General features: G+C 70.0%; 21 protein-coding genes and 3 pseudogenes. 13 read left to right on the top strand and 11 right to left on the bottom strand.

The genetic code is table 11. From position 1 onward, the window contains the following. Positions 1 to 3: 3 nt before the first annotated feature. Both ACZ7LK_RS29170 and ku read right to left on the bottom strand, forming a co-directional pair. Positions 4 to 210, bottom strand: coding sequence for a DUF6207 family protein (locus ACZ7LK_RS29170; RefSeq protein ID WP_471144218.1), 207 nt, complete (start codon positions 208 to 210; stop codon positions 4 to 6). A 260-nt stretch (positions 211 to 470) separates the two neighbouring features. Then, positions 471 to 1,385 carry a non-homologous end joining protein Ku gene (gene ku / locus ACZ7LK_RS29165; RefSeq protein ID WP_471144217.1) on the bottom strand — a complete coding sequence of 305 codons (915 nt, stop codon included), beginning with the start codon at positions 1,383 to 1,385 and terminating at the stop codon, positions 471 to 473. Between the two features lie 938 nt (positions 1,386 to 2,323). Here ku and ACZ7LK_RS29160 point away from each other — a divergent pair. From ACZ7LK_RS29160 to ACZ7LK_RS29150, 3 genes are read left to right on the top strand one after another with little or no spacing between them, the layout of a single operon-like run. Continuing rightward, complete coding sequence (locus ACZ7LK_RS29160) at positions 2,324 to 2,518, top strand: hypothetical protein (protein WP_471144215.1); 195 nt, start codon at positions 2,324 to 2,326, stop codon at positions 2,516 to 2,518. 2 nt (positions 2,519 to 2,520) lie between these two features. Continuing rightward, a complete protein-coding gene (locus tag ACZ7LK_RS29155) occupies positions 2,521 to 3,162 on the top strand; it encodes an RNA polymerase sigma factor (RefSeq protein ID WP_471144214.1) in 642 nt (213 codons plus the stop codon). 4 nt (positions 3,163 to 3,166) lie between these two features. Next, positions 3,167 to 3,802 carry a hypothetical protein gene (locus ACZ7LK_RS29150; RefSeq protein ID WP_471144212.1) on the top strand — a complete coding sequence of 212 codons (636 nt, stop codon included), beginning with the start codon at positions 3,167 to 3,169 and terminating at the stop codon, positions 3,800 to 3,802. Positions 3,803 to 4,399: 597 nt separating this feature from the next. Here the strand turns inward: ACZ7LK_RS29150 and ACZ7LK_RS29145 are convergent. After that, positions 4,400 to 5,089: a DapH/DapD/GlmU-related protein gene (locus ACZ7LK_RS29145; RefSeq protein WP_471144211.1), complete on the bottom strand. Its 690-nt coding sequence runs from the start codon at positions 5,087 to 5,089 to the stop codon at positions 4,400 to 4,402. Positions 5,090 to 5,224: 135 nt separating this feature from the next. On the opposite strand from ACZ7LK_RS29145, the gene ACZ7LK_RS29140 reads away from it, so the two are divergent. Next, complete coding sequence (locus tag ACZ7LK_RS29140; protein WP_471144209.1) at positions 5,225 to 6,052, top strand: glycosyltransferase family 2 protein; 828 nt, start codon at positions 5,225 to 5,227, stop codon at positions 6,050 to 6,052. On the opposite strand, the gene ACZ7LK_RS29135 is transcribed toward ACZ7LK_RS29140, so the two are convergent. Next, a complete protein-coding gene (locus ACZ7LK_RS29135) occupies positions 6,049 to 7,140 on the bottom strand; it encodes an NAD-dependent epimerase/dehydratase family protein (RefSeq protein ID WP_471144207.1) in 1,092 nt (363 codons plus the stop codon). The genes ACZ7LK_RS29140 and ACZ7LK_RS29135 overlap by 4 nt on opposite strands. 513 nt (positions 7,141 to 7,653) lie before the next feature. On the opposite strand from ACZ7LK_RS29135, the gene ACZ7LK_RS29130 reads away from it, so the two are divergent. The 3 genes from ACZ7LK_RS29130 to ACZ7LK_RS29120 all read left to right on the top strand — a co-directional run bounded on the left by ACZ7LK_RS29130 (position 7,654) and on the right by ACZ7LK_RS29120 (position 9,286). Beyond that, complete coding sequence (locus tag ACZ7LK_RS29130; RefSeq protein WP_471144205.1) at positions 7,654 to 8,682, top strand: tetratricopeptide repeat protein; 1,029 nt, start codon at positions 7,654 to 7,656, stop codon at positions 8,680 to 8,682. A gap of 176 nt (positions 8,683 to 8,858) precedes the next feature. Further along, positions 8,859 to 8,981, top strand: coding sequence for a hypothetical protein (locus ACZ7LK_RS29125; RefSeq protein WP_471144204.1), 123 nt, complete (start codon positions 8,859 to 8,861; stop codon positions 8,979 to 8,981). Between the two features lie 140 nt (positions 8,982 to 9,121). Beyond that, a complete protein-coding gene (locus ACZ7LK_RS29120; protein WP_471144202.1) occupies positions 9,122 to 9,286 on the top strand; it encodes a hypothetical protein in 165 nt (54 codons plus the stop codon). 143 nt (positions 9,287 to 9,429) lie between these two features. Here the strand turns inward: ACZ7LK_RS29120 and ACZ7LK_RS29115 are convergent. Both ACZ7LK_RS29115 and ACZ7LK_RS29110 read right to left on the bottom strand, forming a co-directional pair. Continuing rightward, positions 9,430 to 10,099, bottom strand: a pseudogene (locus ACZ7LK_RS29115) (HNH endonuclease family protein). 266 nt (positions 10,100 to 10,365) lie between these two features. Beyond that, on the bottom strand, positions 10,366 to 10,854 hold the full coding sequence (locus ACZ7LK_RS29110; protein WP_471144201.1) for a hypothetical protein: 489 nt from the start codon (positions 10,852 to 10,854) through the stop codon (positions 10,366 to 10,368). Positions 10,855 to 10,941: 87 nt separating this feature from the next. Between ACZ7LK_RS29110 and ACZ7LK_RS29105 the strand changes: the two are divergent. Continuing rightward, positions 10,942 to 11,028, top strand: a pseudogene (locus tag ACZ7LK_RS29105) (IS5/IS1182 family transposase); the annotation flags it as partial. Positions 11,029 to 11,076: 48 nt separating this feature from the next. Here the strand turns inward: ACZ7LK_RS29105 and ACZ7LK_RS29100 are convergent. Genes ACZ7LK_RS29100 through ACZ7LK_RS29090 form a run of 3 tightly spaced genes read right to left on the bottom strand, consistent with a single transcriptional unit; the run spans position 11,077 to position 13,685 of the window. Then, positions 11,077 to 12,180 (bottom strand): recombinase family protein, encoded by a 1,104-nt coding sequence (locus ACZ7LK_RS29100; RefSeq protein WP_471144200.1) that lies wholly within the window; start codon positions 12,178 to 12,180, stop codon positions 11,077 to 11,079. Next, positions 12,177 to 13,031 carry an alpha/beta fold hydrolase gene (locus ACZ7LK_RS29095; RefSeq protein ID WP_471144198.1) on the bottom strand — a complete coding sequence of 285 codons (855 nt, stop codon included), beginning with the start codon at positions 13,029 to 13,031 and terminating at the stop codon, positions 12,177 to 12,179. Before ACZ7LK_RS29095 ends, ACZ7LK_RS29100 begins: the two co-directional genes overlap by 4 nt. A gap of 33 nt (positions 13,032 to 13,064) precedes the next feature. Then, positions 13,065 to 13,685 carry a TetR/AcrR family transcriptional regulator gene (locus ACZ7LK_RS29090; protein ID WP_392277591.1) on the bottom strand — a complete coding sequence of 207 codons (621 nt, stop codon included), beginning with the start codon at positions 13,683 to 13,685 and terminating at the stop codon, positions 13,065 to 13,067. 115 nt (positions 13,686 to 13,800) lie between these two features. Between ACZ7LK_RS29090 and ACZ7LK_RS29085 the strand changes: the two genes are divergently transcribed. Both ACZ7LK_RS29085 and ACZ7LK_RS29080 read left to right on the top strand, forming a co-directional pair. Further along, positions 13,801 to 14,472, top strand: coding sequence for a DUF998 domain-containing protein (locus tag ACZ7LK_RS29085; RefSeq protein ID WP_471144196.1), 672 nt, complete (start codon positions 13,801 to 13,803; stop codon positions 14,470 to 14,472). A 78-nt stretch (positions 14,473 to 14,550) separates the two neighbouring features. Beyond that, entirely contained in the window at positions 14,551 to 14,763 is a 213-nt protein-coding gene (locus ACZ7LK_RS29080) for a DUF4287 domain-containing protein (protein ID WP_471144195.1), read from the top strand. 126 nt (positions 14,764 to 14,889) lie between these two features. On the opposite strand, the pseudogene ACZ7LK_RS29075 reads toward ACZ7LK_RS29080, so the two are convergent. After that, a pseudogene (locus ACZ7LK_RS29075) lies at positions 14,890 to 15,088 on the bottom strand (hypothetical protein); the annotation flags it as partial. A gap of 457 nt (positions 15,089 to 15,545) precedes the next feature. On the opposite strand from ACZ7LK_RS29075, the gene ACZ7LK_RS29070 reads away from it, so the two are divergent. From ACZ7LK_RS29070 to ACZ7LK_RS29060, 3 genes are all read left to right on the top strand, one after another. After that, the gene (locus ACZ7LK_RS29070) at positions 15,546 to 15,773 is read left to right on the top strand and encodes a hypothetical protein (protein WP_471144193.1); all 228 of its coding nucleotides are present in this window, start codon (positions 15,546 to 15,548) and stop codon (positions 15,771 to 15,773) included. 60 nt (positions 15,774 to 15,833) lie between these two features. Then, on the top strand, positions 15,834 to 17,003 hold the full coding sequence (locus ACZ7LK_RS29065; RefSeq protein WP_471144192.1) for a hypothetical protein: 1,170 nt from the start codon (positions 15,834 to 15,836) through the stop codon (positions 17,001 to 17,003). Positions 17,004 to 17,277: 274 nt separating this feature from the next. Continuing rightward, positions 17,278 to 18,483: a pentapeptide repeat-containing protein gene (locus tag ACZ7LK_RS29060; RefSeq protein WP_471144190.1), complete on the top strand. Its 1,206-nt coding sequence runs from the start codon at positions 17,278 to 17,280 to the stop codon at positions 18,481 to 18,483. Between the two features lie 99 nt (positions 18,484 to 18,582). Here the strand turns inward: ACZ7LK_RS29060 and ACZ7LK_RS29055 are convergent, their stop codons facing one another. Next, the gene (locus ACZ7LK_RS29055; RefSeq protein ID WP_471144189.1) at positions 18,583 to 20,838 is read right to left on the bottom strand and encodes a hypothetical protein; all 2,256 of its coding nucleotides are present in this window, start codon (positions 20,836 to 20,838) and stop codon (positions 18,583 to 18,585) included. Between the last annotated feature and the right edge of the window lie 74 nt (positions 20,839 to 20,912).

Genomic DNA, 20,912 nt, shown 5'->3' with positions numbered 1-20,912 from the left:
CGGTCATGCTCCGAGTGGGCGGCGGATGTCGGCGTACACCCGGGCCCGCACCCCCGCCTCGCCCGGGACCCGCCACACCGGTGTAACGCCGGAGGTCGCCCACAGCCGCTGGAGGCCCTCCATCACCGCCTCGACGCTCTCCTCGTCCGCGGCGGTGACGTCCAGGACCACCAGCCCCGGCTCGGCGATGTGCTCCTCGTCGATGTCCATGCCCTCACCGACGGACCCGGCGGGGGAATCGGTTCGCCGCCCACCGGCCGCGCCACCCGGACGAGCGATTCACGACGGCCGGACGCCCCCTCCCGCTCGCGCGGCCGCGGCCCGGCGCGTAGCCAGAGGGTGCGGCCCTGGTGGTTCGGGATGACAGGACGGGATCCTCGGCGGCCGCACCGTCGCCTGGTGCCCGCTTCCCGATGCCCCTCGCGGGGCGGGCACCGGCACACCCCACGGCCAGACCCCTGTCGGCGGGGTCAGCCGGCCTTGCGGGGCTTGCGCGCCGGGGCCTTCGTCGCGGTGGTCTTCTTGGCGGTCGTCTTCTTCGCCGCGGTCTTCTTCTTCGGCTGGGGCATCTCGTGGACGGTGGCGTCCTCGCCGCTCTCGGCCCGCGAGGCCCTGGCCTGCTCGACGGAGGCGTTGAGGGCGGCCATCAGGTCCACGACTTCCCCGCCGGCCGCCTCCGGGGCCGCGCCGACCGGCTGCGGCTCGCGGTGCTCGGCCTTCGCGTGGAGAAGCTCCTCCAGCGCGGTGCGGTACTCGTCGCGGAACTGGCCCAGGTCCTCGGTGGTCATGGCGTCGATCAGCGCGACCGCTCCGTCGACCTCGGAGTCGTCGATGTCCGTGGCCGGCGGGGCGACGGCGGCCGCGTCGCGGATCTCGTCCGGCCAGCGCATCGCGTGCAGCGCGATCACGTCACCCTCCAGCACCTGGAGCAGACCGAGGCGCTCCCGGTTGTGCCAGGCGAATTTCGCGATGGCCACCCGGTCGGAGCGTTCCAGGGCGGAGCGGAGGAGCTTGTAGGGCTTGGCGGCGACCTGCCCGTCGGCGGCGAGGTAGTAGGAGTCGCCGATGCGGATCGGGTCGATGGAGGAGGCCGGGACGAACGCGACGATCTCGATCGCCTTCGCAGTCGGCAGCGGCATCGCGTCCAGCTCGGCGTCCGTGATCGGGATGACCGTGTCCTTCGCGATCTCGTACCCGCGGCCGATCTCGTCCTGGCTCAGCACCTTGTCGTCCAGGGTGCAGACCTTCTGGTAGCGGATCCGGCCGCCGTCGGTCTCGTGCACCTGGTGGAAGGAGATGTTGTGCGACTCGGTCGCGGGCAGGACCTTGATCGGAATTGTCACGAGACCGAAGCTGATCGCGCCGGACCAGACAGGCCGAGGCATCCTGCACCTCCCAGGTTGCCCCCCTGGGTGGACGACCAGCCTAAAACGGTGCAGGTCACAAGGCACCCGCAGCTACTGCGCTGGGCGGGGTGCACGTTGGCGCGGTGCTGCCAGCGTGTGGGGCCAGGGCACCGGGCTCCGCACTCGGGCACGGGGCTCCCGCAGCCGGGGCATCCCGCCACGCGGTGGCCGCTTGAACTGGTGGACCCGTCGCTGTGGCGCCGGTCTGGGCCGCCGTGCCGCCGCCGCACGGGCCGTCGTGGTGGTACGGCTACGCTCCGGCCCGCTGACAGCGGGCCGGAGCGGCGGGATCACTGCGCGGGACGGAAACCCTCGGAGGAGAAGTTCATCTCGACCTCCTCCCCTGGGGCAAGGACCCGCTGCGCCACCTCCTGTATGAGGCCGATTCCGTATCCGCCCGCGCTGGGCGCCGAGCGCCTCCCGCTCGGCGTCGGGCCGGCCGCGACGAGGGCGCGATCACGGGTGAACCGATTCGGGCGCGTGTTGCCGGAGCGCGGACAGGTGTCGATCAGCTCCGGCATTCCGCGCGTGGCGGTTTCATGGAGGTGCTGTGCTGCTGGGGAGCGCACGACCGGGGCCGAGGTGCGCCTGAAGGGGGGCCACCTCACACATTGAGGCTGTGATCTAGGTCACCGCCGACCGGCTGGGTGGTGACGCCTCGGCAGGGAGTCGAGCAGGGGGTCGCAGAGTCCCGCCTGGTCAGATGCCCGTACCTCACGGTAACCATATGAGCACATAAGGCAATGGTCTACTCCAGAGTGTCCTGTCATGATCACGCACAGTGAAGAAAGTTTGGCGGTCGGTACGCGTTTGACCCCCGTGATCCGCAAGTCTGCGGGTGAGGACGTGAAGTCCTTCGGCGCCCTTACGGGCAAAGGGAGTTGGGCGCCGTCCGTAGGACACGAGGACAGGACTCTGTGACCGTTAACGACGCGCTGAACGTGGTGGTCGTGGCCACCGCGTTGCGAGCTTTCGCCCCGGACGTACGCACGCTGGTACGGCGTGCGCTCAGCGCCGGCGTGCGGGTCGGTGCCGCCGATCTGCTGCACGACTCCTCCGCCCCCATCCGCTCCTCGGCCCTGCCGAGGGGCGTGCGGGACGAGGAGGTCTGACCATGAACATCCCACCGTCCCCGGACGAGAGCGACGGGGCAGGCGAAGCGCAGTTCACGCTGCCCACCAGCTTCCTCGACGAACTCAACGACCTCCAGGGCGTCGAGTACCGCATGCAGCCCGACCTGGAGGCCTTCTACGACCTCTACGCCAGGGCCCACCTCCGGTACGCCTACACCATGCTCGGCAACAAGGAGGCCGCCAAGGCCGTCGTGCGACGGGTCTACTCGCACCTCGCGCTGAACTGGGTCGTCGTCCTGGAGGAGGAGAGCCCCGAGGCGTACGCCTTCGCGCTGCTCAAGCAGCGCGTCGAGACCCATCTGCGGCTGACGGGCGCGACGGACGAGGCGATCCAGACCACCAGCTACCAGCAGGCCGCGCGCGCCACGCTGGAAGCGATGCGCCGCCAGTTCGAAGTCATGGACTCGGCTCTCGGCCTGTACACCGCCATAGCCTCACTGCCCGACCGGCAGTACGACGTCGTCGTACTCCACTACGTCCTGGGCTACACCTGCTCCCGGATCGCGAACATCATGGGGATCAGGCCCGACACCGTCCGTTCCCACCGGCGCCTGGCGAGGGAGCGCATCGCCACCAAGCTCGGCCTGTCTGACCACCCAGCCACCGACGAAGACAAGGAGTAACACCGTGCCGCGCAGCATCAACCAAGTCCTCGCCGACGCCGCCGAGCCCGATCCGTTCACCGAGGAGGACATCGCCGGTCTCAAGCAGGACGTCGTCCGCGACGTCACCGCCAGCCTCATGTTCGGCACCCGGCTGGCCCCGGTGGGCCACTTCCCCACCGTGCACGACCGGGCCATGAAGGACCTCCAGGCCCTGGCAGCCCAGCTCCTGCACCGCGACGACGTCGCCGACCGGCTGCACAAGCTGTGCGACGAAGGTATCGACCCCGACGGCGCCCTGCACTTCGCCTGCGTCCTGAGCCTCGCCGACGAACCCACCGGCGCCCAGTTCTGGTGGCAGTTCTCCGCCGGCGCCGGCAACGCGCTGGCCGCCTACTGCCTCCACCTGTTCCACCTCAGCCACGGCGAACTCCGCGACGCCGACCACTGGGCCCACCAGGCCATCAACCTCAGCGACCACTACCCCAGCCCCCTCTTCGAACCCGCCACCGGACCCCAGCCCCGCTTCCCCAGCGCCGCGCTTCGCGAAGCCGTCGACCGGCTGAAGGTCGACGAAGTCGAAGAGTTCGGTCTCGGCCGCGTCCTCCATCCCGACCCCCACCTCGCCGAACAGATCGAGGAACTCGCCGACGCCCTGTAACCGCACCGAGGGGAGCGGCCGCCGCGGCCACCGCGGTCCGGGATGGCGGGCCGCTTTCGAGCTGGTGCCCGCTCGGCCGTTCCGGCACTTCGCCGTGCTGGGACGCGTCACCGCTGCGAAGCGGACGTGAAGGGGGAGGCGGCCGATACCGAAGGGCGGCACCCGTCGAGCGGCATGCCGAGGACTCCTGATCTCCAGCGGACTTCGGGGTGCGTCCGCCGAACAGCGCAACCTCTCCCATCCGGCGTAAGGCTGAACCGTCGGACACGCGGCCGCGTGTCCGTCCTTGGTCTCATGGTTGGCTCGGTGCAGGCGTACCGTTCAGGCGGCCTGGCTGAAGCCCTCGCTGGTCAGGCCACCCTCTCGCAGTGCGATGAATGCGAGGTCGAGCTTCGGGTCGTACGCGTCGGGCTTGATGCCGAGCTCGTGGGTGGAGACTCGCCGAACCGGTTGATGCGCTCGGTCAGGTACGGCGAGATGTGGGCCAGGTCCTCGGCCCGGCGGTCACCTACAAGCCGATGCTCCGCCGGGCATCCCCGAGGATGGAGTGCAGCGCGGCGATCCGCGCGGCCGACGGGACCGAGGGCCGAGTGGCCGTCAGGACCGTCGGCGGCGGATGCTGGTCTCGGCGGCGTACGGGGCGGTGGCGGTGCAGTCGTTCGGGATGGCCCGTATGGCCAGGGTGACGCCGCTGGTGATCTGGCAGCGTCGGCCGATCGCGGCCCCGGGGCCGATGCTGATGTTGTTGCCGGTCTGGGTGTCGTCGCCGATCACGGCGCCGAACTGGGTGGTGCCGCACCGGTACAGCCCGGTCGGGGTCCGCATGATGACTTCCCGGTCGGGGTTACGCATGTCGGTAGTCATGTTGATGGCGGCGACGGTGACGCCTGCGGAGAGGTGGGTCCGGGCGCCGAGGATGGTCCGGTTAATGCCGATGCGGTGTCCAAGGACGGCGTCTTCTCCGACGAAGGCGGCGGTGACTTCGCAGTTGAAGCCGACCTGGGCCCCGGCGCACAGGATGCTGCCTTTGCGGACGGTGGTGAATTCGTGGACCTTGGCGTCCGGCCCGATGATCACGTCGTCCCCGATGATGGCCGTCGGGTGGATGTAGGCGGAGGGGTGGATGCGCTGGTCCTCTCCCAGCAGGACCAGGGCCTCGCGCTGGAGGCCGGGCCATTGGGCGAGGAAGTCGGCCAGCTCGAACGTCTCCAAGGCCTGGTAGGTGGTCGCCGCGATGGCTCCGCGGGTGGGGGCGGTGACGTAGTCGCCGAGGATGATCCGTGCCATGGCGGGGGCCTTTCTCTCGGGTTCGGGACCGGTGTTCGTCGGCGGTAGGCTCGCCGTTCACCTGGCCCCCGGAAGGAAGTGGTGGTTGTGTCCCGGCCGCGTGTGGGTGTCGCTGTGCTGACGATGGGCGACCGGATGCCTGAGCTGCTGGCCCTGCTGGACTCCGTGGCCAAGCAGGACGAACCAGCGGCCCGGATCGTGGTCGTCGGGAACGGCACGGCCCTGCCGGGCCTGCCCGAGGGTGTGACCGGGGTGGAGCTGGAGGAGAACCTGGGCGTGTCCGGCGGCCGGAATGTCGCCTGGCAGCGACTGCGCGAGTTCGGGGACGTGGACGTCCTGGTGGACCTGGACGACGACGGCCTGCTCATCGAGGCGGACGTTTTCCGGCGGATCGCGGACCTGTACGGGGCAGACACCCGGCTGGGCATCGTCTCCTTCCGGATCGCGGACGAGTCCGGCGCTACCCAGCGCCGCCATGTGCCGCGCCTGCGGGCGGGTGACCCGATGCGGCGGGGCCTGGTGACCACCTTCCTGGGCGGCGGGCATGCCCTGTCGATGCCGATGCTGGAGGAAACCGGCGGCTGGCCGGACGCCTTCTTCTTCACCCACGAGGAGACCGATCTGGCCTGGCGAGCCATCGACCGGGGCTGGGACGTCCTGTACGAGCCGCAGCTGGTTCTCCAGCACCCGAGGACGTCCCCGGCCCGGCACGCGGTCTACTACCGGATGACAGCCCGCAACCGGGTCTGGCTGGCCAAGCGGCACCTGCCGGCGCCGCTCGTTCCCCTCTACCTCGGCGTGTGGATCGGCCTGACGATGGCCCGCACGCGGTCTCTGGCCGGTCTGCGGGCCTGGTTCGGCGGGTTCGCCGAAGGGGTCAGGACCTCCGGCGGCCCGCGCCGCCCGATGCGGTGGCGGACGGTGTGGCGGCTGACCCGGCTTGGCCGCCCGCCGGTCATCTAGACCGCGGTGGCTGGCCGGAGCCAGTCCGGCACTGCGGCCGGAGTGGTCTGAAGCCACTTCACGTAGCGGTCGACGCCTTCGGCGATGGTGACCTTCGGTTTCCAGCCGAGGATGTTCTCCATCTTGCGGACGGCCGCATAGCCGCCCAGCGGGTCACCGGCCGGCAGCGGGGTGTCGAGAAAGGCCGTGTGCGGGTAATGGCCCTGGACGAGTTCGGCAACCTTCCGCACGGAGGTGGGCACGCCGGTGCCGATGTTCACCGTCTCGGTGTGGGCCCTCGGGCTGACCAGGGCGCGCAGCGTGCCCTCGGCGATGTCGTCGACGTGGACCAGGTCCCGCACCTGCCGTCCGCCGCCGTTCAGGTGCAGGGGCAGCCCCAAATGTGCGCGGGCGGCGAACCAGGCCACGACCCAGGAATGAGAGTGCGGCTTGATGGTCTGGGGTTCGCCGTAGACGGAGAAGTAGCGGACGATCGTGTACGACGTACCGACCTGGCCCAGTACCAGGGCGGTCTGCTCCTCGCCCCACGCTTTGGTGTTGCCGTAGACGGACTTGGGCCGCATGCGGGCGAACTCGTGGAACTGGGGCGGGATGCGGCCGTGCACGGACTCCAGAAGCTGCCGCATGGTCAGCAGCTCGGGGCTGTCGGTCTCCTCGGGGTTGCCGTCGCCGTAGACGCTGGCGGAGGAGACGAACACCATGCGGCGCACCCGGTCCGTCGCGGCCACGGCATCAAGCACGGTCTGGGTGCCGGCCACATTGGTGTCGATCGCCGCGAGCGGTTCGCGGGTGCACGCCGCGACGTCCGCCAGGGCGGCGGCATGGATGACGTAGTCCGCCTCGCCGACGAGCTTGCGGACCAGGGCCGCATCCCGAACGTCGCCCAGCACCACGTCCGGGTCCGACGCGTGCACACCGAAGAGGTCGGCGTACACGTGGTCGGGGTAGGCGTTCATGGCGCACAGCGACACCGGGCGGGCCCCCAGGGCACGCAGTTGGGCGGTGATGCGGGAGCCGACGAGTCCCGCGCCTCCGGTCACCAGGACGGTGGCACCGGAGAGGACGGCAAGGTCTGAGCGGTGATGCACGATGCCTCCACAAAATGGGTTCGGGTGGATCTCGTGACGTGGCCCGGGCCCGGGCCACGGTCACCCCATGCCGGGTCAGGGCCCGCCCGGGGGCGTCGGACGTGGACGAGGCGAGACCGGGCGGGTGAGCATCAGTCAACCGCCTGTGACCAAGCAGGAGGAGGGGCCATCCTGTAGGTCTCTGTAAGCCCGCGTAGGCCAAGGGGGGCAGCGGTGCAGACGGTGACCATCACGGACCTGATCCGGACGGCGTGCGAGGAACGCGGGTGGGGCCCGACCAAGCTGGCCCGCGAAGTCGCCGTGGCTGCCGGTCGCGGGCCGGACGGCCTGGAGCGGCAGTACGCCCGCCGGTGGATGAAGGGCGAGCGCACTCCGTCGCCGGACGGGTGGCTGCCCTACGTCGTCCAGGTCTTACATCTGGACCTGTCTCGCATTTGCGTTGCTGATCGGGGTGCTCCTGAACCGCCCGCCCCCGATACCGTGGGATCAGTCCTTGCCCTGGGGAGGAGTGACATGGAACGCCGTACCATGCTGGCCACGACCGCCGCGTTCGCGCTATCGGCGTTGAACCTCCCCGACGCCGAGGCCATCAACCGCCGGGTGATGGCCGCACCGGCCGGCGCCTTACGGGTCGGGGCCGGTGAAGTCGCGGCGATCCGGCAGATGACACGCACCCTCGGCGACACCGCAGCCGAATACGGCGGCGCCCACGCCCGCCGGCTGGCCGTCCAGTACCTCGTCGGCAACGTCGGCCCCTGGCTGGAAGGCCGGTACACCGAAAACACCGGCCGGGCCCTGTTCGCCGCCGCGTCCGAACTGGTGCACCTGTGCGGGTGGATGGTCCAGGACGAAGGCAACGACGACCACCACCAGGGCCTCGCCCAGCGGTACTACGCACACGCCTTCGCCCTCGCCGAAGAGGCAGGCGAGCCCGAGCTGGCCGCCACCGCCCTGCGCGGGATGGCCACCCAGGCCATCGACCTCGGACCACGCGGCCGGGCCGTTGCCCTGCGGCTGTCGGAGAAGTGTGTGGAGTACGCGGACCAGCTCGATGAGCCGAAGGCCATCGCCTACTACCAGACCACCCTCGCGGACGCCGCCGCCCTCGACGGCGACCAGCAACTCGCCCGTGGCGCCCTCGCGAAATCCCAGAACGCCATCGAAAAGGCGACGGCTACCCCCGGTGAGTCCTGGGCCTCCCACTTCTCCACCGGCCGGTGGGCCCACCACTCCGGCATGATCCTGGCCCGCCTCGGCGACCTGGACAGCGCCCGCGAACACCTGCAGCACGCACTCGACATCCACGGCCTGGACCGCCGGCGCTCCCGCGCCATCGTCCTGGGCGACCTCGGCCACGTGCACCTTCGCCAGGGCGACCTTGACGGTGCCCTGACCGCGTGGGGCGAATTCATCGACTGCGCCGAAGGCGTCCAGTCCGTGAAAATCACCGACGCGCTGACAGACCTCCGCGTGCGGCTCTCCCGCTACGGCAAGACCCCCGGCGTGGCAGAACTGGATCAACGAGCAGCAGCACTGCTGTGACGTCACACGGCCGGGAGCGCTCGGCAGCGCCCCTGGCCTAACGGCTCATTCAGGGCCGCGGTACACGCTCTGCTTGATGAGCAGGCCGGGCCGCGGTAGCGAGGAGCGCCGCGCCCGCTGTCGGGCCGTCAGGGATGAGACCCATCATGTGGAGCCCCAACACGCCGGCCAGTCCGATGAGCGATCACACCACCGCCGGCGACCGCTACACGAGCACCACCGCCGAGCTGGAGGTGGAGGTCGCCAGCGGCGCGACCCGCCACGCGGTGGTGACCGTCCTTCGCGTCTGCATCCCCTGACCGCGCCGCTACGGCGTCGGGGCCTCGGCGCTGGTCCGGGCCTCCAGCGGCCCCCACCTGCGTTGTCAGTGCTGCGTGCGAGCCTGTACGGGCCCGGCGGTCACCCACAAGCCGATGCTCCGCCGGGCATCTTCGGGAGTTTGGAGAGCAGCGATGGTGAATTCCGGCTGACGTGGACCCAGGACGGGCGCCAGCACACGTCGGCGGTCTCTTACGACGAGGCGTCCGCCATGACGGCCAAGGCGCGCCTCGAAGCTGAGGGGGCCACGGCCGTGGAGATCGTGCGGGTCAAGCCCGGCGAGTAGTACCCGTCTGTCCTCCGGGGGCTCCTGCGGGCCTAGCCCGCTGAGCAAGGTCGCGGACGTGCCGGCGCCGTCGCTCCGGAGCGCGGGGCGAGGGCACGTGGCGGGGGACAAGGCGCTCACCGGGTGGTGATCCCGCCAGGCGGTTACGGTACCTGCTCGTACGTCACCGTCGCCCCGGACACTGCGCGGCAGTGGCGGCCAGGGCCTGGCGCTCGGCGTCATCGACGGTGAGCTGCCAGCGCAGCTTCGTGGCGGTCCAGTCGGCGACGCAGTGCTGGGCGGCGGCATCCACTGGGCCGGGTCCTGGTCGGCCTTCGAGCGGTTCGTCTTCGCGGTGACGGCGATCAGGGACCGCTCGGCGTCCAGGTCGTTGGCGTAGGCCTGGCGCCGCCCCGCCGTCCAGCCGCTCGCCCCGGAGTCCCAGGCCTCCGCGAGCGGCACCATGTGGTCCACATCCAGGGCGGACCCCGCAGTCACCTGCTGCTCGTCGTACATCGACCATCACACCCCGCCGGTCAGCGCGCACCGGGCGCCGACGGTGGGCGGCTCGAACGCCTCGGCGATCAGGACCTCGGCGCGGGTGTTGCACCCGTCGCGGTCGGCGTCCACCCAGTGCCGGAAGCTGCTGCGGGTGTAGCCCTCGCGGGACTCGGCGGCGCGCGGCAGGGAGGCGATGGCCTGGCCCAGCGGCATCGCCACGGCCGCGCGCGGCGCCGGGGCGGCGGCCGCGTGGGCGGGGGCGGTCGTGAGGGCGGTCAGGGGCAGCACGGTGAGCGCGGCCGCCGCGGTGGCGCGGAGAAGAGGAGTGATCACGCGGCCGGTGTACCGGCCGCGGCCGCACGCCGGGTCGATCGCAGAGGGTGCATCACTCGCGTGGGTCGCGGAATTCACCGGGTGAACGTTCCGCCCGGCCGGCGCACGGGGTCCTCGGGGGACACCCGGTGTAGACCGTCCAGACCTTCGGGACCGACCGGCTCGGCCAGGATGAGGCGCCCGTCCGCGTGGAGAATCCGAGGCTTGAAGTCACCTCTTAACAAGCCCTAACAGAATGATCGGCGGCGTGGCGTGGGGTGGCCCCGTCAACGGGCTGGGCGTAGCACGGCTGTGTAGTCTTCTCCGCCATACAGGGACTCGTAGCGGATCTTGAGTGTGAGCCGCCGATTGATCAGGTCCTCGATTTCGGCGTGGTTCTGCGGGTCATAGCTCGCGACACTCAACAAGTACTGTTCGTAGTCGGTGGCGATGACCTCTCCTTGGTTGAAGGTCACAGCGGACGGCTGCACCGACAGGCGGTCGCGGACACGGTCGACAGTGAGTGAGTTCCAGGCGCCGATCACTTCGTCATCAACGGTGAGCGTGCTGTCGACGATGACCGCAGGCCCAAGTCCGGAGTTGATGAGCCGGATCCCTGCTCTGCCTCCCGTCGGCCAGCCGCGGTGTAGTTGGAGTATCGGGCGCACCGAGTGGCGGTTGTGTTGCCGCGTGGCGTGCGTCTGGTAGACCGAGACGACCAGCGACGCGACAGCAATCACGACCGCGCATATCGCGGTGACGTTCTCTGCGTTCATCCCATCCCCCTGGTGGCGTCTCTTCACTCGGACGGTATCCGAACCGATCATCGTGTCCCAGCCCGGCCTTCACCGGTTGGTCAGGTCATGGGGGCGTCGCCATGGGTCGTGTCGGATGAACTGTGGGAGCGTATCGAACCGCTGTTGCCGAAGGGGGCGCGGCGGTTCCGGTATCGGCTTCGGGGATCAATCAGGACGTGTTTAGCGGTAAGCCCCTGATGATCAGGTCACGGCCGTGATGCGGGTGGCGTAGACCCGGTGGGCCTTGCGCTCGGCGGGGCCGGCGGCTTCGGCGGCGAGGGCAGCGGCCTGCTGCAGCGCGGTGCGGTGGAGTTCGAGCGGGGCGGTGACGCGGAGGGAGTGGCTCTGGCCGCGGTGGATGGTCCGGCCGGAGGCGAGTGCCGCGCGGACGGTCTCGCCACCAACGCCGGCGAGGTGGTCGGCGAGCAGGCCGGGCAGGTCGAGGGTGATCTCCGGGTCCGGCTCCAGCTGCTGCTTGGCGGGCTGGTCCGGGAGGACGTCGAGCTGCTCGGGCAGCTGGCGGGCACCGGCGGCGTCCAGGACGCGGCGGATGGTCTTCGGGTCCACCCCGTGCAGCCGGGCGAGCGCCTTGACTGCGGCGCCCTGCTGGTACGCCTGCACGACGTCGGCGGCCTCGGCCTCGTCCAGCGCGGCGGGGCGGCCCAGTACCTTCCCGGCGGCTTCGGCGGCGGCGACGCCCTCGCGGGTGTTCTCGCTGATCATGTCGCGCTGGAACTCCAGCACGGCGGCGAGGACGGAGACCATCATCTTGGTGCCGGGGTCATCCGAGGCGAGGTCGATGCCGGACAGCAGCCCGGACTCGACGCGCAGGTGCAGCCCTCGGCGGATCAGGACCGGCCGCAGGGCAAGGATGTCGGCCAAGGACCGGAAGAGGCGGGCGGCGTCAGCAATGCGGATGGTGTCGCCGACGGCGGCTTCGTGCAGAAGCTTGGTGAAGCCGGCCCGGTCGAGGGAGAGCTGGCGGGTGGACGTGGCGGGGGTCGTCGTAGACGGAGGCGCCGGCGGCCAGCAGCGGCGCGAGGGCGTGGCGCTGGCGGGCGTCGGTCTGCTGATCGGTGGAGTGCCGCAGGTAGATCCGGTCAGCCATACGCTCTTCGCCTTCCCCGGGGTGGGCCGGTCGGTACCCGGCGACGTCCGCAGCCCATCTTCGGGGCCGGAATGGGGAGGCGGAATTACGGACTGGATCTGATTGGATCGGCGCAGGCATTTCCGCTGGCCGGGGTCCTGTGGCGATTGGATCGACCCATGGGGGCGGAATCGACCGATTCCGCCCCCACGGATCAATGGACGTACGGCGTCACGGTCGCCGGTCGGCTCGGCATGGCGCTAGGGGACTCGGTGGTGTCCCGGAGGAACCGTTCGAGCGCCTCCAGCAGGATGTCGGGTCGTTCCAGATGGAGGTCGTGTCCGGTCCCGGGAACGCTCATGGCCACCGTCTCGGGCCGATGCTGGAACATCCTGCCGCATTCCGCCGGAGCGAAGAAACCGGACTGGCCCAGCACGGCCAGCGTCGGGCAGGTGATGCTTGCCCACTCGTCCCAGTAGGAGCGATGGGCGTTCTCCGTCAGGGAGTCGACTATCACGTCGCGGTCGAAGCGCGGCCACCATCCGCCGTCACGCTCCTCCAACCCGGCGGCCCAGCCCTCGCCGACCGGGCCGCCGCCGAAGAACGCCGCAGCGGCGTTCCTCGACGGGAACGGTGCAGGCCATGAGTCGAGCCATCTGCCGATCTCGGCGGGAACTTCCGGACTCGGCCCGCCAGGCCCGGCCTCGACGAGTACGAGCGCGCAGACGAGGTCGGGATGCGCAGCGGCGGCGAGCATCGCGGTATGGCCGCCGAGCGACTGGCCGATCAGGGCAGGCTGCCGGAGGCCCAGTTGTTCGAGGACCGCGACGACGTCGGCGACGTATGCGGCGCGCGATCGGTCGTGAGGGTGCCGCTCGCTGGCGCCGTGGCCGCGCTGGTCCACTGCGACGACACGGTGCCGGGTTCTCAGGTGCCGGGCAATCGCGTCCCATTCGCCAGCGTGGCCGGCCAGGCCGTGCAGCAGGACGACGGACGGCCCGGCCCCGCCCCAGTCCCGGCAGGAGATGCGTACGCCGTCGCGCACCACTGTGCGCTCGGACCAGGTCATTGGGCCCCCTCAAGGGTGTGTCGGGTCGGTGTGTCAGCGGTAGGCGGCGAGGAATGCCCGGATGCCGGCGGTGGCGTAGTGATCGAGGTCGGCCTCGGTGTGCTGGGGGCTGCCGTGGAACATGGCCCTGTTCACGGGGATCCACAGCAGGAGTCCGGAGAAGTGGTGGGCGGCCAGGAGTGGGTCGTCGCATCGGAGCAGGTCCTGGTCGGTGAGGCGCTGGAAGGTGGCCGCCAGGGTGGCCAGGACCCGTTCGAAGCCCTGTTCGTACCAGGCCGCGCCGAGTTCGGGAAAGACGTCGGCGTTGGCGATGATCAGGCGGCGCAGCTGGATGACCTGCGGCTGGGTGAGGGCGGCGAGGAACTGGCGGGCAAGCCGGGTGAGGCTTTCGTCCAGGGTGTCGGCTTCCGCGGGGATGTCGGCCACCAGGTCGACCATGGCGTCGATACGGTCGGTGGTGGCCAGCACGATCTCGGCGAACAGCTTCTCCTTGTCCTCGAAGTGCTTGTAGACGGTCTGCTTGGACACCGCGGCCAGCTTCGCGATGTCGTCCATGCTGGTGCCGGAGTAGCCCTTGCTCATGAACGCGCTGGTCGCGGCCTCCATGATCGCCTGGCGCTTCAGCGCTGACCGGCTGTGCTCGCGTGCTTCCACGCCACCTCCCGAATTAAGTACTGGACAGTCCAGTACTTGAATGAGTACCGTACCGTCCAGTTCCAATCAGTACCACACCGTCTAGTTCCGATATGGGCTTCGCCGAGGAAGACACATGACCCAGACCATCAGCGCCCCGATCTCTGCGTCCGCTCCGGCCCGGCCGGCAACGCGGGCCCTGCTGAGCGGCGCCGCCGTGGCCGGCCCGCTGTTCCTGGGCACGGGCTTGATACAGGGCCTCACTCGCGACGGCTTCGACTTCACCCGCAATGCCCTCAGCCAGTTGAGCCTCGGCGACCTCGGATGGATCCAGGTCACCACCTTCCTGCTCACGGGAGTCCTGGTCATCGCCGGTGCGGTCGGAATGCGCCAGGCGCTGCGTGATGCGCCTGGCTGCACCTGGGCACCGCGGTTGATCGGCGTGTTCGGCGCTTCGTTCCTGCTCGCCGGTACCTTCGCCGCGGACCCGGGCGCCGGGTTCCCCGCTGGCGCCCCCGAGGCCCGCGCCGCCTCCCTGAGCACGCACGGCGCCATCCACATGTTCAGCGGCATGGTGGGATACCTGGCGCTGTGCGCCGCATTCACCGTGTTGGCCCGTCGCTTTGCCGCCCAGAACCGGCGCGGGTGGGCCGTCGCCTCCCGCATCGTCCCGGCGGGAATCCTCATGGGGTTCGTCGGCTCGTCCGCCACCGTCCTGGCCTTCACCGCCGGAGCCGGACTCGGCCTCCTCTGGCTCACCGTGGTCACCATCCGGCTGAGGGCCGCGGCGCCCCCGGCGCGGGGGTAGCCACCCCTTCCTTGCCCGCCACTCCCGGCAGGGCGACGATCCAAGATCACCAAGTATGGGCAGATGGGATTCAGCAGCATGACCGAACCAGTGAAGGGCCCCGCCAGCTACTTCCCCTCGATCGAGAAGAAGTACGGCCGCCCGATCGCCGAGTGGAAGGACCTGATCCGCTCCTCGCCCCTGACCAAGCACATGGAGCTCGTCGCCTGGCTCAAGACTGAGCACGGCCTGGGCCACGGACACGCCAACGCCCTCGTCGCGCACACCCTCGCCGAAGACAGCAAAAAGTGACCCCCGCCTGAACCCCGAACAGGGGAGACAACGGCCTCTCGCGTGATCAACTGCGGGAGGCCGCAGTGCTTGACCGACCTCCGGACAACCCGGAGCGGAGCATGGCAACCGGCAGCCCGAGGTCGCCTACTCGTTGGGTTCTTCGTCGGCCGGGTCGCGCAGGGGTCGTAGGCCGCCGCCGGCCGTGCCGGAGTGGCGGAAGGTGTAGCGGCCGAAGCACGTTCAGGTTGGCGTGCTTGAGCGGGGAGAGGCGGGCGACGTCCTCGTCCCGGACGTCGTGCTCGCGCTGGTCGGCGGGCAGGGCCCGCAGCTGCTCGACGGCGGCGTACTCGCGCAGCGGGGACGGCTTGCCCTTGGCCACGCCGCGGGCGGCCTCCTAGTCCACCCCGGGAATGTCCCGCAGGTCGCGGACGTCGCCGAGCCGGTAGAGCACCACGGTGACGGTTCGGTAGCGGCCGACCTCGCGCTCGTACGTCTCCGCCCGCGCGATCCACCCGGCCGCCTCGACGTACTTCCAGTCCGCGGGCCGGCAAGCCGACGGGTTCGCGGATTCTCGGGGTGGAATCGCGGGGAACCGGAGGGGGACGTGGCGCCCGCTGGCGGAGTAGCCGACGGGTTGGGGTGTGAGACTGGTGAGCTCGCATGTTGAGGTGTCGCGTATTCCAGCTCAGAGCGCCCCGATCGGTCACTTTGGGTCATGCGGGCGGTGTCCAGGGTCCGGCCCGGAGTGAGTATGTTCGTCCGATGGCGCGTTCGAAGCGCTTCGGGAGGGGAGAGTGCCGGTGGACGTCGTCGCGATTATGGAAGCACTGGCTGAACAGGGCGTAACGGTGCTGTTCAAGGCCGACGCTAAGCGGATGGCAGAGAGGGGCAAGCCCTGGACCTTCGCCGCCAGTGGAGCGCCGTTGCGCGAGGACGTCCTGGTGCGAACCGATGCCGCGTCTGTGGAGCAATGCCTCGCAACGTGCTTGCCCCGCCTACGTGAGCTGGGCTTTTCGTTCCCTGAGTGAGAGAGCGGGTGTGACCGAACCGCCGCCCTGGATGTCAGTGCCGGCTGCTTACATGAGCCCATGGACACCGTGCACACGACCGCCGCCCTCCTCCCGGACCCCGCCGAGCTCCGCGCGCACCTGCGCGCGCTGGCCGTGCTGGACCAGGCGATCTGCCGCGACCCGCAGTTCTCCCGCTACTCCTTCTCCACCACCTGGGGGCCTGGGACGGAGGCGGCCCTGATGGACAACGGCTCGGGTGACGACTTCTCCGTCCTCTTCACCCCGGCCGGTGTGCTCGTCCGCGGCTTCGACCACGAGTCGGAGATGAGCCCGTACGCCACGGACGACGAACAGGTCTGGCCCGGTGTCATCGACGAGGTGCCCGCCGCGCTGCGCCCGCTCCTGGACGACCCGGCCTTCGTCGACGAGGGCCTCGGCGCCCCGCGGGTCACCGCCTGCCTGTGGTGGGAGACCGGCGGCAGCGCCTGGCGCACCGGCTCGGGCATCGAGTTCCCCTCGGGCAGCCCGGACCCGGACGGCTCCGGGCACCTCTTCCGCCTCCTCACCGACCGCTCCCCCGAGGCCGTCCAGGCGCACTTCGAGGAGGACTACGGGCGGCCCGTCCCCCTCGACACCGTCCGCCACGTCCTCGCGGGCCACCCCCTGACCCCCGAAGCCGCCCGCGGCCTCAACCCGGCCGCCCTCTCCGACGAGGCCCTGCTCCGCCGGATCGCCGCCGACCCCGAGGTCGAGGCGTACCTCGCCTGCGACGGCGAGTTCGACCTCACGCGGACCGACCCCATCGAGTCGATCGCCCTGCCGGCCGGTCTCCCGGTGGAGCCCGTGGCCGGCTGCAACGCGGGAGGCACCCACTACCTCTGCGGCCCGGCCGGCTCCGACCGCGTCCGCCCCGTCCTCTACACCGACTCCGAGGGCCAGGCTTCCCTCATCGCGGAGTCCCTCGCCGAGGCCCTGACCCTGGCCATCGTCCTCCCCTCCTGGCACGACGCCCTGGCCGGCTTCCGTCCCCCCGCGCTCAACGCCGACTACCTTGAGGACAACCCGGACCACCCCGAGGTCCGCGACCGCCTCCTCGCCGCCCTCCGCCTCCCCCCGGCCACCGAGCCCGAGGTCCTGGCCCGCCTCCTCACCACGGCCGCCCGCACCGTCCCGGACGGCTTCCTTCCTTCGGTCGAGGGCGAGGAGGACGCGACCTTCGAACCGATGCTCCGTCTGCCGACCGAGTAGGACAGCCCCGCCGCGCGCCGCCTTCCGGACCCGACGCAGCGCTAGGGCGAAGCATGACCGCACTGCCCGACTGGATGCGCCCGCCCCGCGCGGAGGGCTGTCCGCGGAGGACGTGGACCGCCTCGCCAAAGGCGGCAACGAGATGATCTAGAAGCCCTTAGGGCTCGGCCCCCGCATTTGCGAGGTTCGGCCCCGCCCCCCGTGCGGGTGGTCTTGCTGCGCGTTGCACCGAGCCGCGCGGCTGGGCGAACAGCAACGCGCTCTGCTGGATGGCATGAAGGAGTCGAAGCCGCGGGGCAAACAGGTCCGGGTGACAGTGTGGTACGTCCTGGCAGTACTCGCTGGAATCGCCCTGGCGGGCGTCGCCATGTGGCAAGTGCCTTGGTGGATCGACGACCACTACCTCAACGACAACTTGAAGCAGCCCGTGGCAACTACCGTAACCGGGGTGCGCACCGCCCTCCTGGCGATCGGAGCCGGCGGCTTGGCCGCAGTCGGCATCCTGTACACCCACCGCACCCTGCAGCACACCCGAGAGAGGGACGACGAGCAAGCGGAGCTGACCCGGGAGGGGCAGTACACCGACCGGTACACCAAGGCTGTCGATCAGATCGCCTCTGCCAATCCGGTCGAACAACTCGGTGGCATCTACGCGCTGGAACGCATCATGCGTGACTCGGAGAAGGACCACATCACCGTGGTCGAGGTCCTCGCCGCGTTCGTTCGCGAACATGCACCGGCCCCCCTTCAGCCCCCCTCAAACCAGCACCGCTTGCAACTCGCTCGCCGACGCCTGCGCGTCGGAACACCGGACACGACTGTGCAGCGCGGAAGCCTTACGAAGCGGGATCTCTGGGATCCGCATCATCCGGCCGAACCGGTCCAGGCGGCATTGACCGTGCTCGGCCGTCGGCCAGAGGGCCGCGACGAGCCTTTCCGCATCAACCTGGCTTGGACAGACCTACGCGGAGTGAACCTAGACGGAGCCTGTCTTGAGAGGGCGCACCTGTCCAAGGCTCACCTTGAGAAGGCGACGCTGATCAAGGCGAACCTGAAGGGGGCAAACCTGACCGACGCCCACCTGGAGTGGGCGGCCATGGATGCCGCTCACCTGGAGGGCACGGACCTGACCGACGCCCACCTGGAGCATGCGACCATGCACAGCGCCCACCTGGAGGGGGCGAACCTGACCGACGCCCGCCTTGACGGGGCGGTCATGTACGGTGCCCATCTTGAGGGCGCAAACCTGACCAACGCCTACTTGTGGGCCTATCTGCTCGGCGCCCACCTGGACGGCGCAGATCTGAACGGCACCCACCTTGAGCTAGCGCCAAGCCTGGGGGTTGACCAACTGGTATCCGCCCGGCCCCGGCACTCTACCCATCTGGGCGAAGGCGGCCTTGCCGCAAACGACGCGGTCAGGGCACGGATCACCGCCGTGGAAGAGGAAGAGCGCCGCCGCGCCCCCGACTTTCGATAAGCTCATAAATAGGGCACGCCAGTCGGGCATCACGCGGTCCCGGACGAGCCGTAAAGGCGATCATCGCCGAGCTGGTCAACAGCCGGACCGGTCGGCAGGTCATCGTCGAACTCGCCACACGCACGGAGTTTGGGTGGGCTCTGGCCCGAATCGGTGAGGGTGGGCTGCTCTGACGTACTTCAGTGCGGTCGTGTCGGAGACCCCGAAGACGCGCATCAGGTGCACGGGGTCGGCAGTTTCGTGTGCCTCATCGAGCAGCCGGTCGATGCGGAGCCTCCGGGGCTGGATACCGAGCTTTCTGAACACCAACCGCAGCCCGTCCTTGGACACCGGCGGGCCGTTGGGGTCGACCGCGGTGACCTGCGTGACGATCAGGTGCGGATTGGTGCTGCGGGGCCAGCGCTCAGCCCGTTCGCGAAGCCAGTCGCTCAGGAGCTTCATGGTCATTTCGTCGAGATAGACGACGTGATCACCGAAGCGACGGCGGACGACCAAGCGCCCTGCCGGACGGTCGAGGCCGGTCAGGAGCTGATGACGGATCTCCTGTGGCCCCAGAGCGTGGATGGCCACCAAAGCAACGACGACCTTCGCCATCGCGGTCGGTGCCTTGTCCAGCAGACCCACGAGCCGGTCCGACGGGATGCGCCGGGGTGCGTTGACGGTGGAGGCCACGGAGACACCGCGGGCTGGATCGCGGAAGATCACGCGCTCGCGCTTCAATGCGCGGAAGAGCGATCGCAGGCTTGCGTGGAGCGAACGGGCTTGTTCTCCCGTGCGGCTGCTGAGTATGTCCTCGATGTCCTTCTGGGTGATCTCACGGAGACTGCTGACCCGCTGGCCCCACTGCTGCAGGGCCGGGACGTTGTAGTGCGCATAGCGTCGGATGGTGACCCAGTTCATCGTGAGGGAGGGCTTGCGGCCTTCGCCGCGGAGCACGCGGACCCAGGCGTCCGCCTCGTCCCGCAGGTGATCGGGAACACCCTGCAGGAGCCGTTCGAGCGCGGCCTGATCCGGATCCGTCCGCTCCAGGGGAACGAGTAGTCCGCGCTGGGCGAGGAAGGCTGCGACGCGACGTCCTGACCAGTTCGGGCCGAGTCTGGTGACGGCGCGGACGTCGGCCTCGAGGAGGGGGGCGTCGATACCGAGCCAGGCGACGAGAAGCCGCAGGACTTTGACGTTGATGTCCCGGGAGGGGGTGGTCCAGTGCTGGTCAGCTGTGAACTGCCAGAAATCGGCGACGAATTGCTCCGCCTCTGGTGTCATCGTGGGCAGCCGGATGTACTGTGCCCGCTTCCAGACACGCGCCGGGGGCGAGAACAGCTCCAGCTGGTGCGGGTTGATCAAGTGCGGGGACAGCCGGCGGTCGGCCTGCCGGGTCTGCTTTTCCCGACGCTCCATTTCCCGCCGACGGCTCTTGCGGCTGCCCTGGCTGTAGTCGCCGGGCTGCTTCGTGTAGAGGCCGTGGCCCAGGCCGGCTCCGAACCAGAGTTGCTCGACCGCCGGGCCGTCTCCGACGTGCTCGTTCAGCACCAGGTGGCAGAACCGGCACCGTCCGTCCTTCAGGGGCCATGTCCGGCCGCACCGCAGGCAGGGGCCAATCGCCCGGTCCAGTTGACGAGCCCACTCCCGGCATGAGTCACACAGCGGCCTGGCATCCCCGCTCCAGGCCAGGCAGTGCTCGCAGGAGACCATGCGCCGGCGCTCACGCCGGTAGCCGTTCTGAGCGAGTCCGGAGCCGAGTCGACGCCGCAGCAGCCCAGCCTCCCGCAGGACCTCGGCGACGGCAGGTCTCATCCGGGGCAGCTCGGCGACGACGTACTCGTCGACCAGCTGCTCGCTGGCCTCCCGGGAGGCCAGCGCCAGGCGCATCATCTGCACCACGCTCTCGCTCCACCCCGCGGACAGATCGCGCCGGACGCGGACCCGCTCGACGGCCTGGAGGACGTCCGCCCACTCGGGGAAGTTGCGGGCCGCGATCCGGTAGCCGTGCTGGCGGGTGAACGTCCTGGGAAGGCGGGGCAGCAGCGGAAGCTGGCCGGTGACTTGCGGAGGGCAGACCTGCAGGTCATCGCCCTTCCTGGCCCAGGTCCAGGGGCCTGCCGAGCGCTCGGTCCGCAGCCGCTCGCGCACCAGCGGCCGGTCATGGTGGCGCGCAAGGACCACGGGCAGCCGAACACCCTCCAGCAGCAGCGGCAGCTGCAGATCCCGGACGGGGCCCAGCGTCCGCCTGGCCGCCGCGTCGGCCCACTCATGATCGGGGACCATGCGGATCTCCAGCAGGCAGAGCCGGCACAGCCCGTCGCGGTTGACCTTGCCCTCGTGCCGGCACCGATGCCGCCGCGTCGGCCCACTCATGATCGGGGACCATGCGGATCTCCAGCAGGCAGAGCCGGCACAGCCCGTCGCGGTTGACCTTGCCCTCGTGCCGG

Source organism: Streptomyces sp. NPDC039423, from assembly GCF_055598725.1.
Note: the sequence above shows the minus strand (reverse complement) of the source record. Positions and strands in the feature narration are given on the sequence as shown.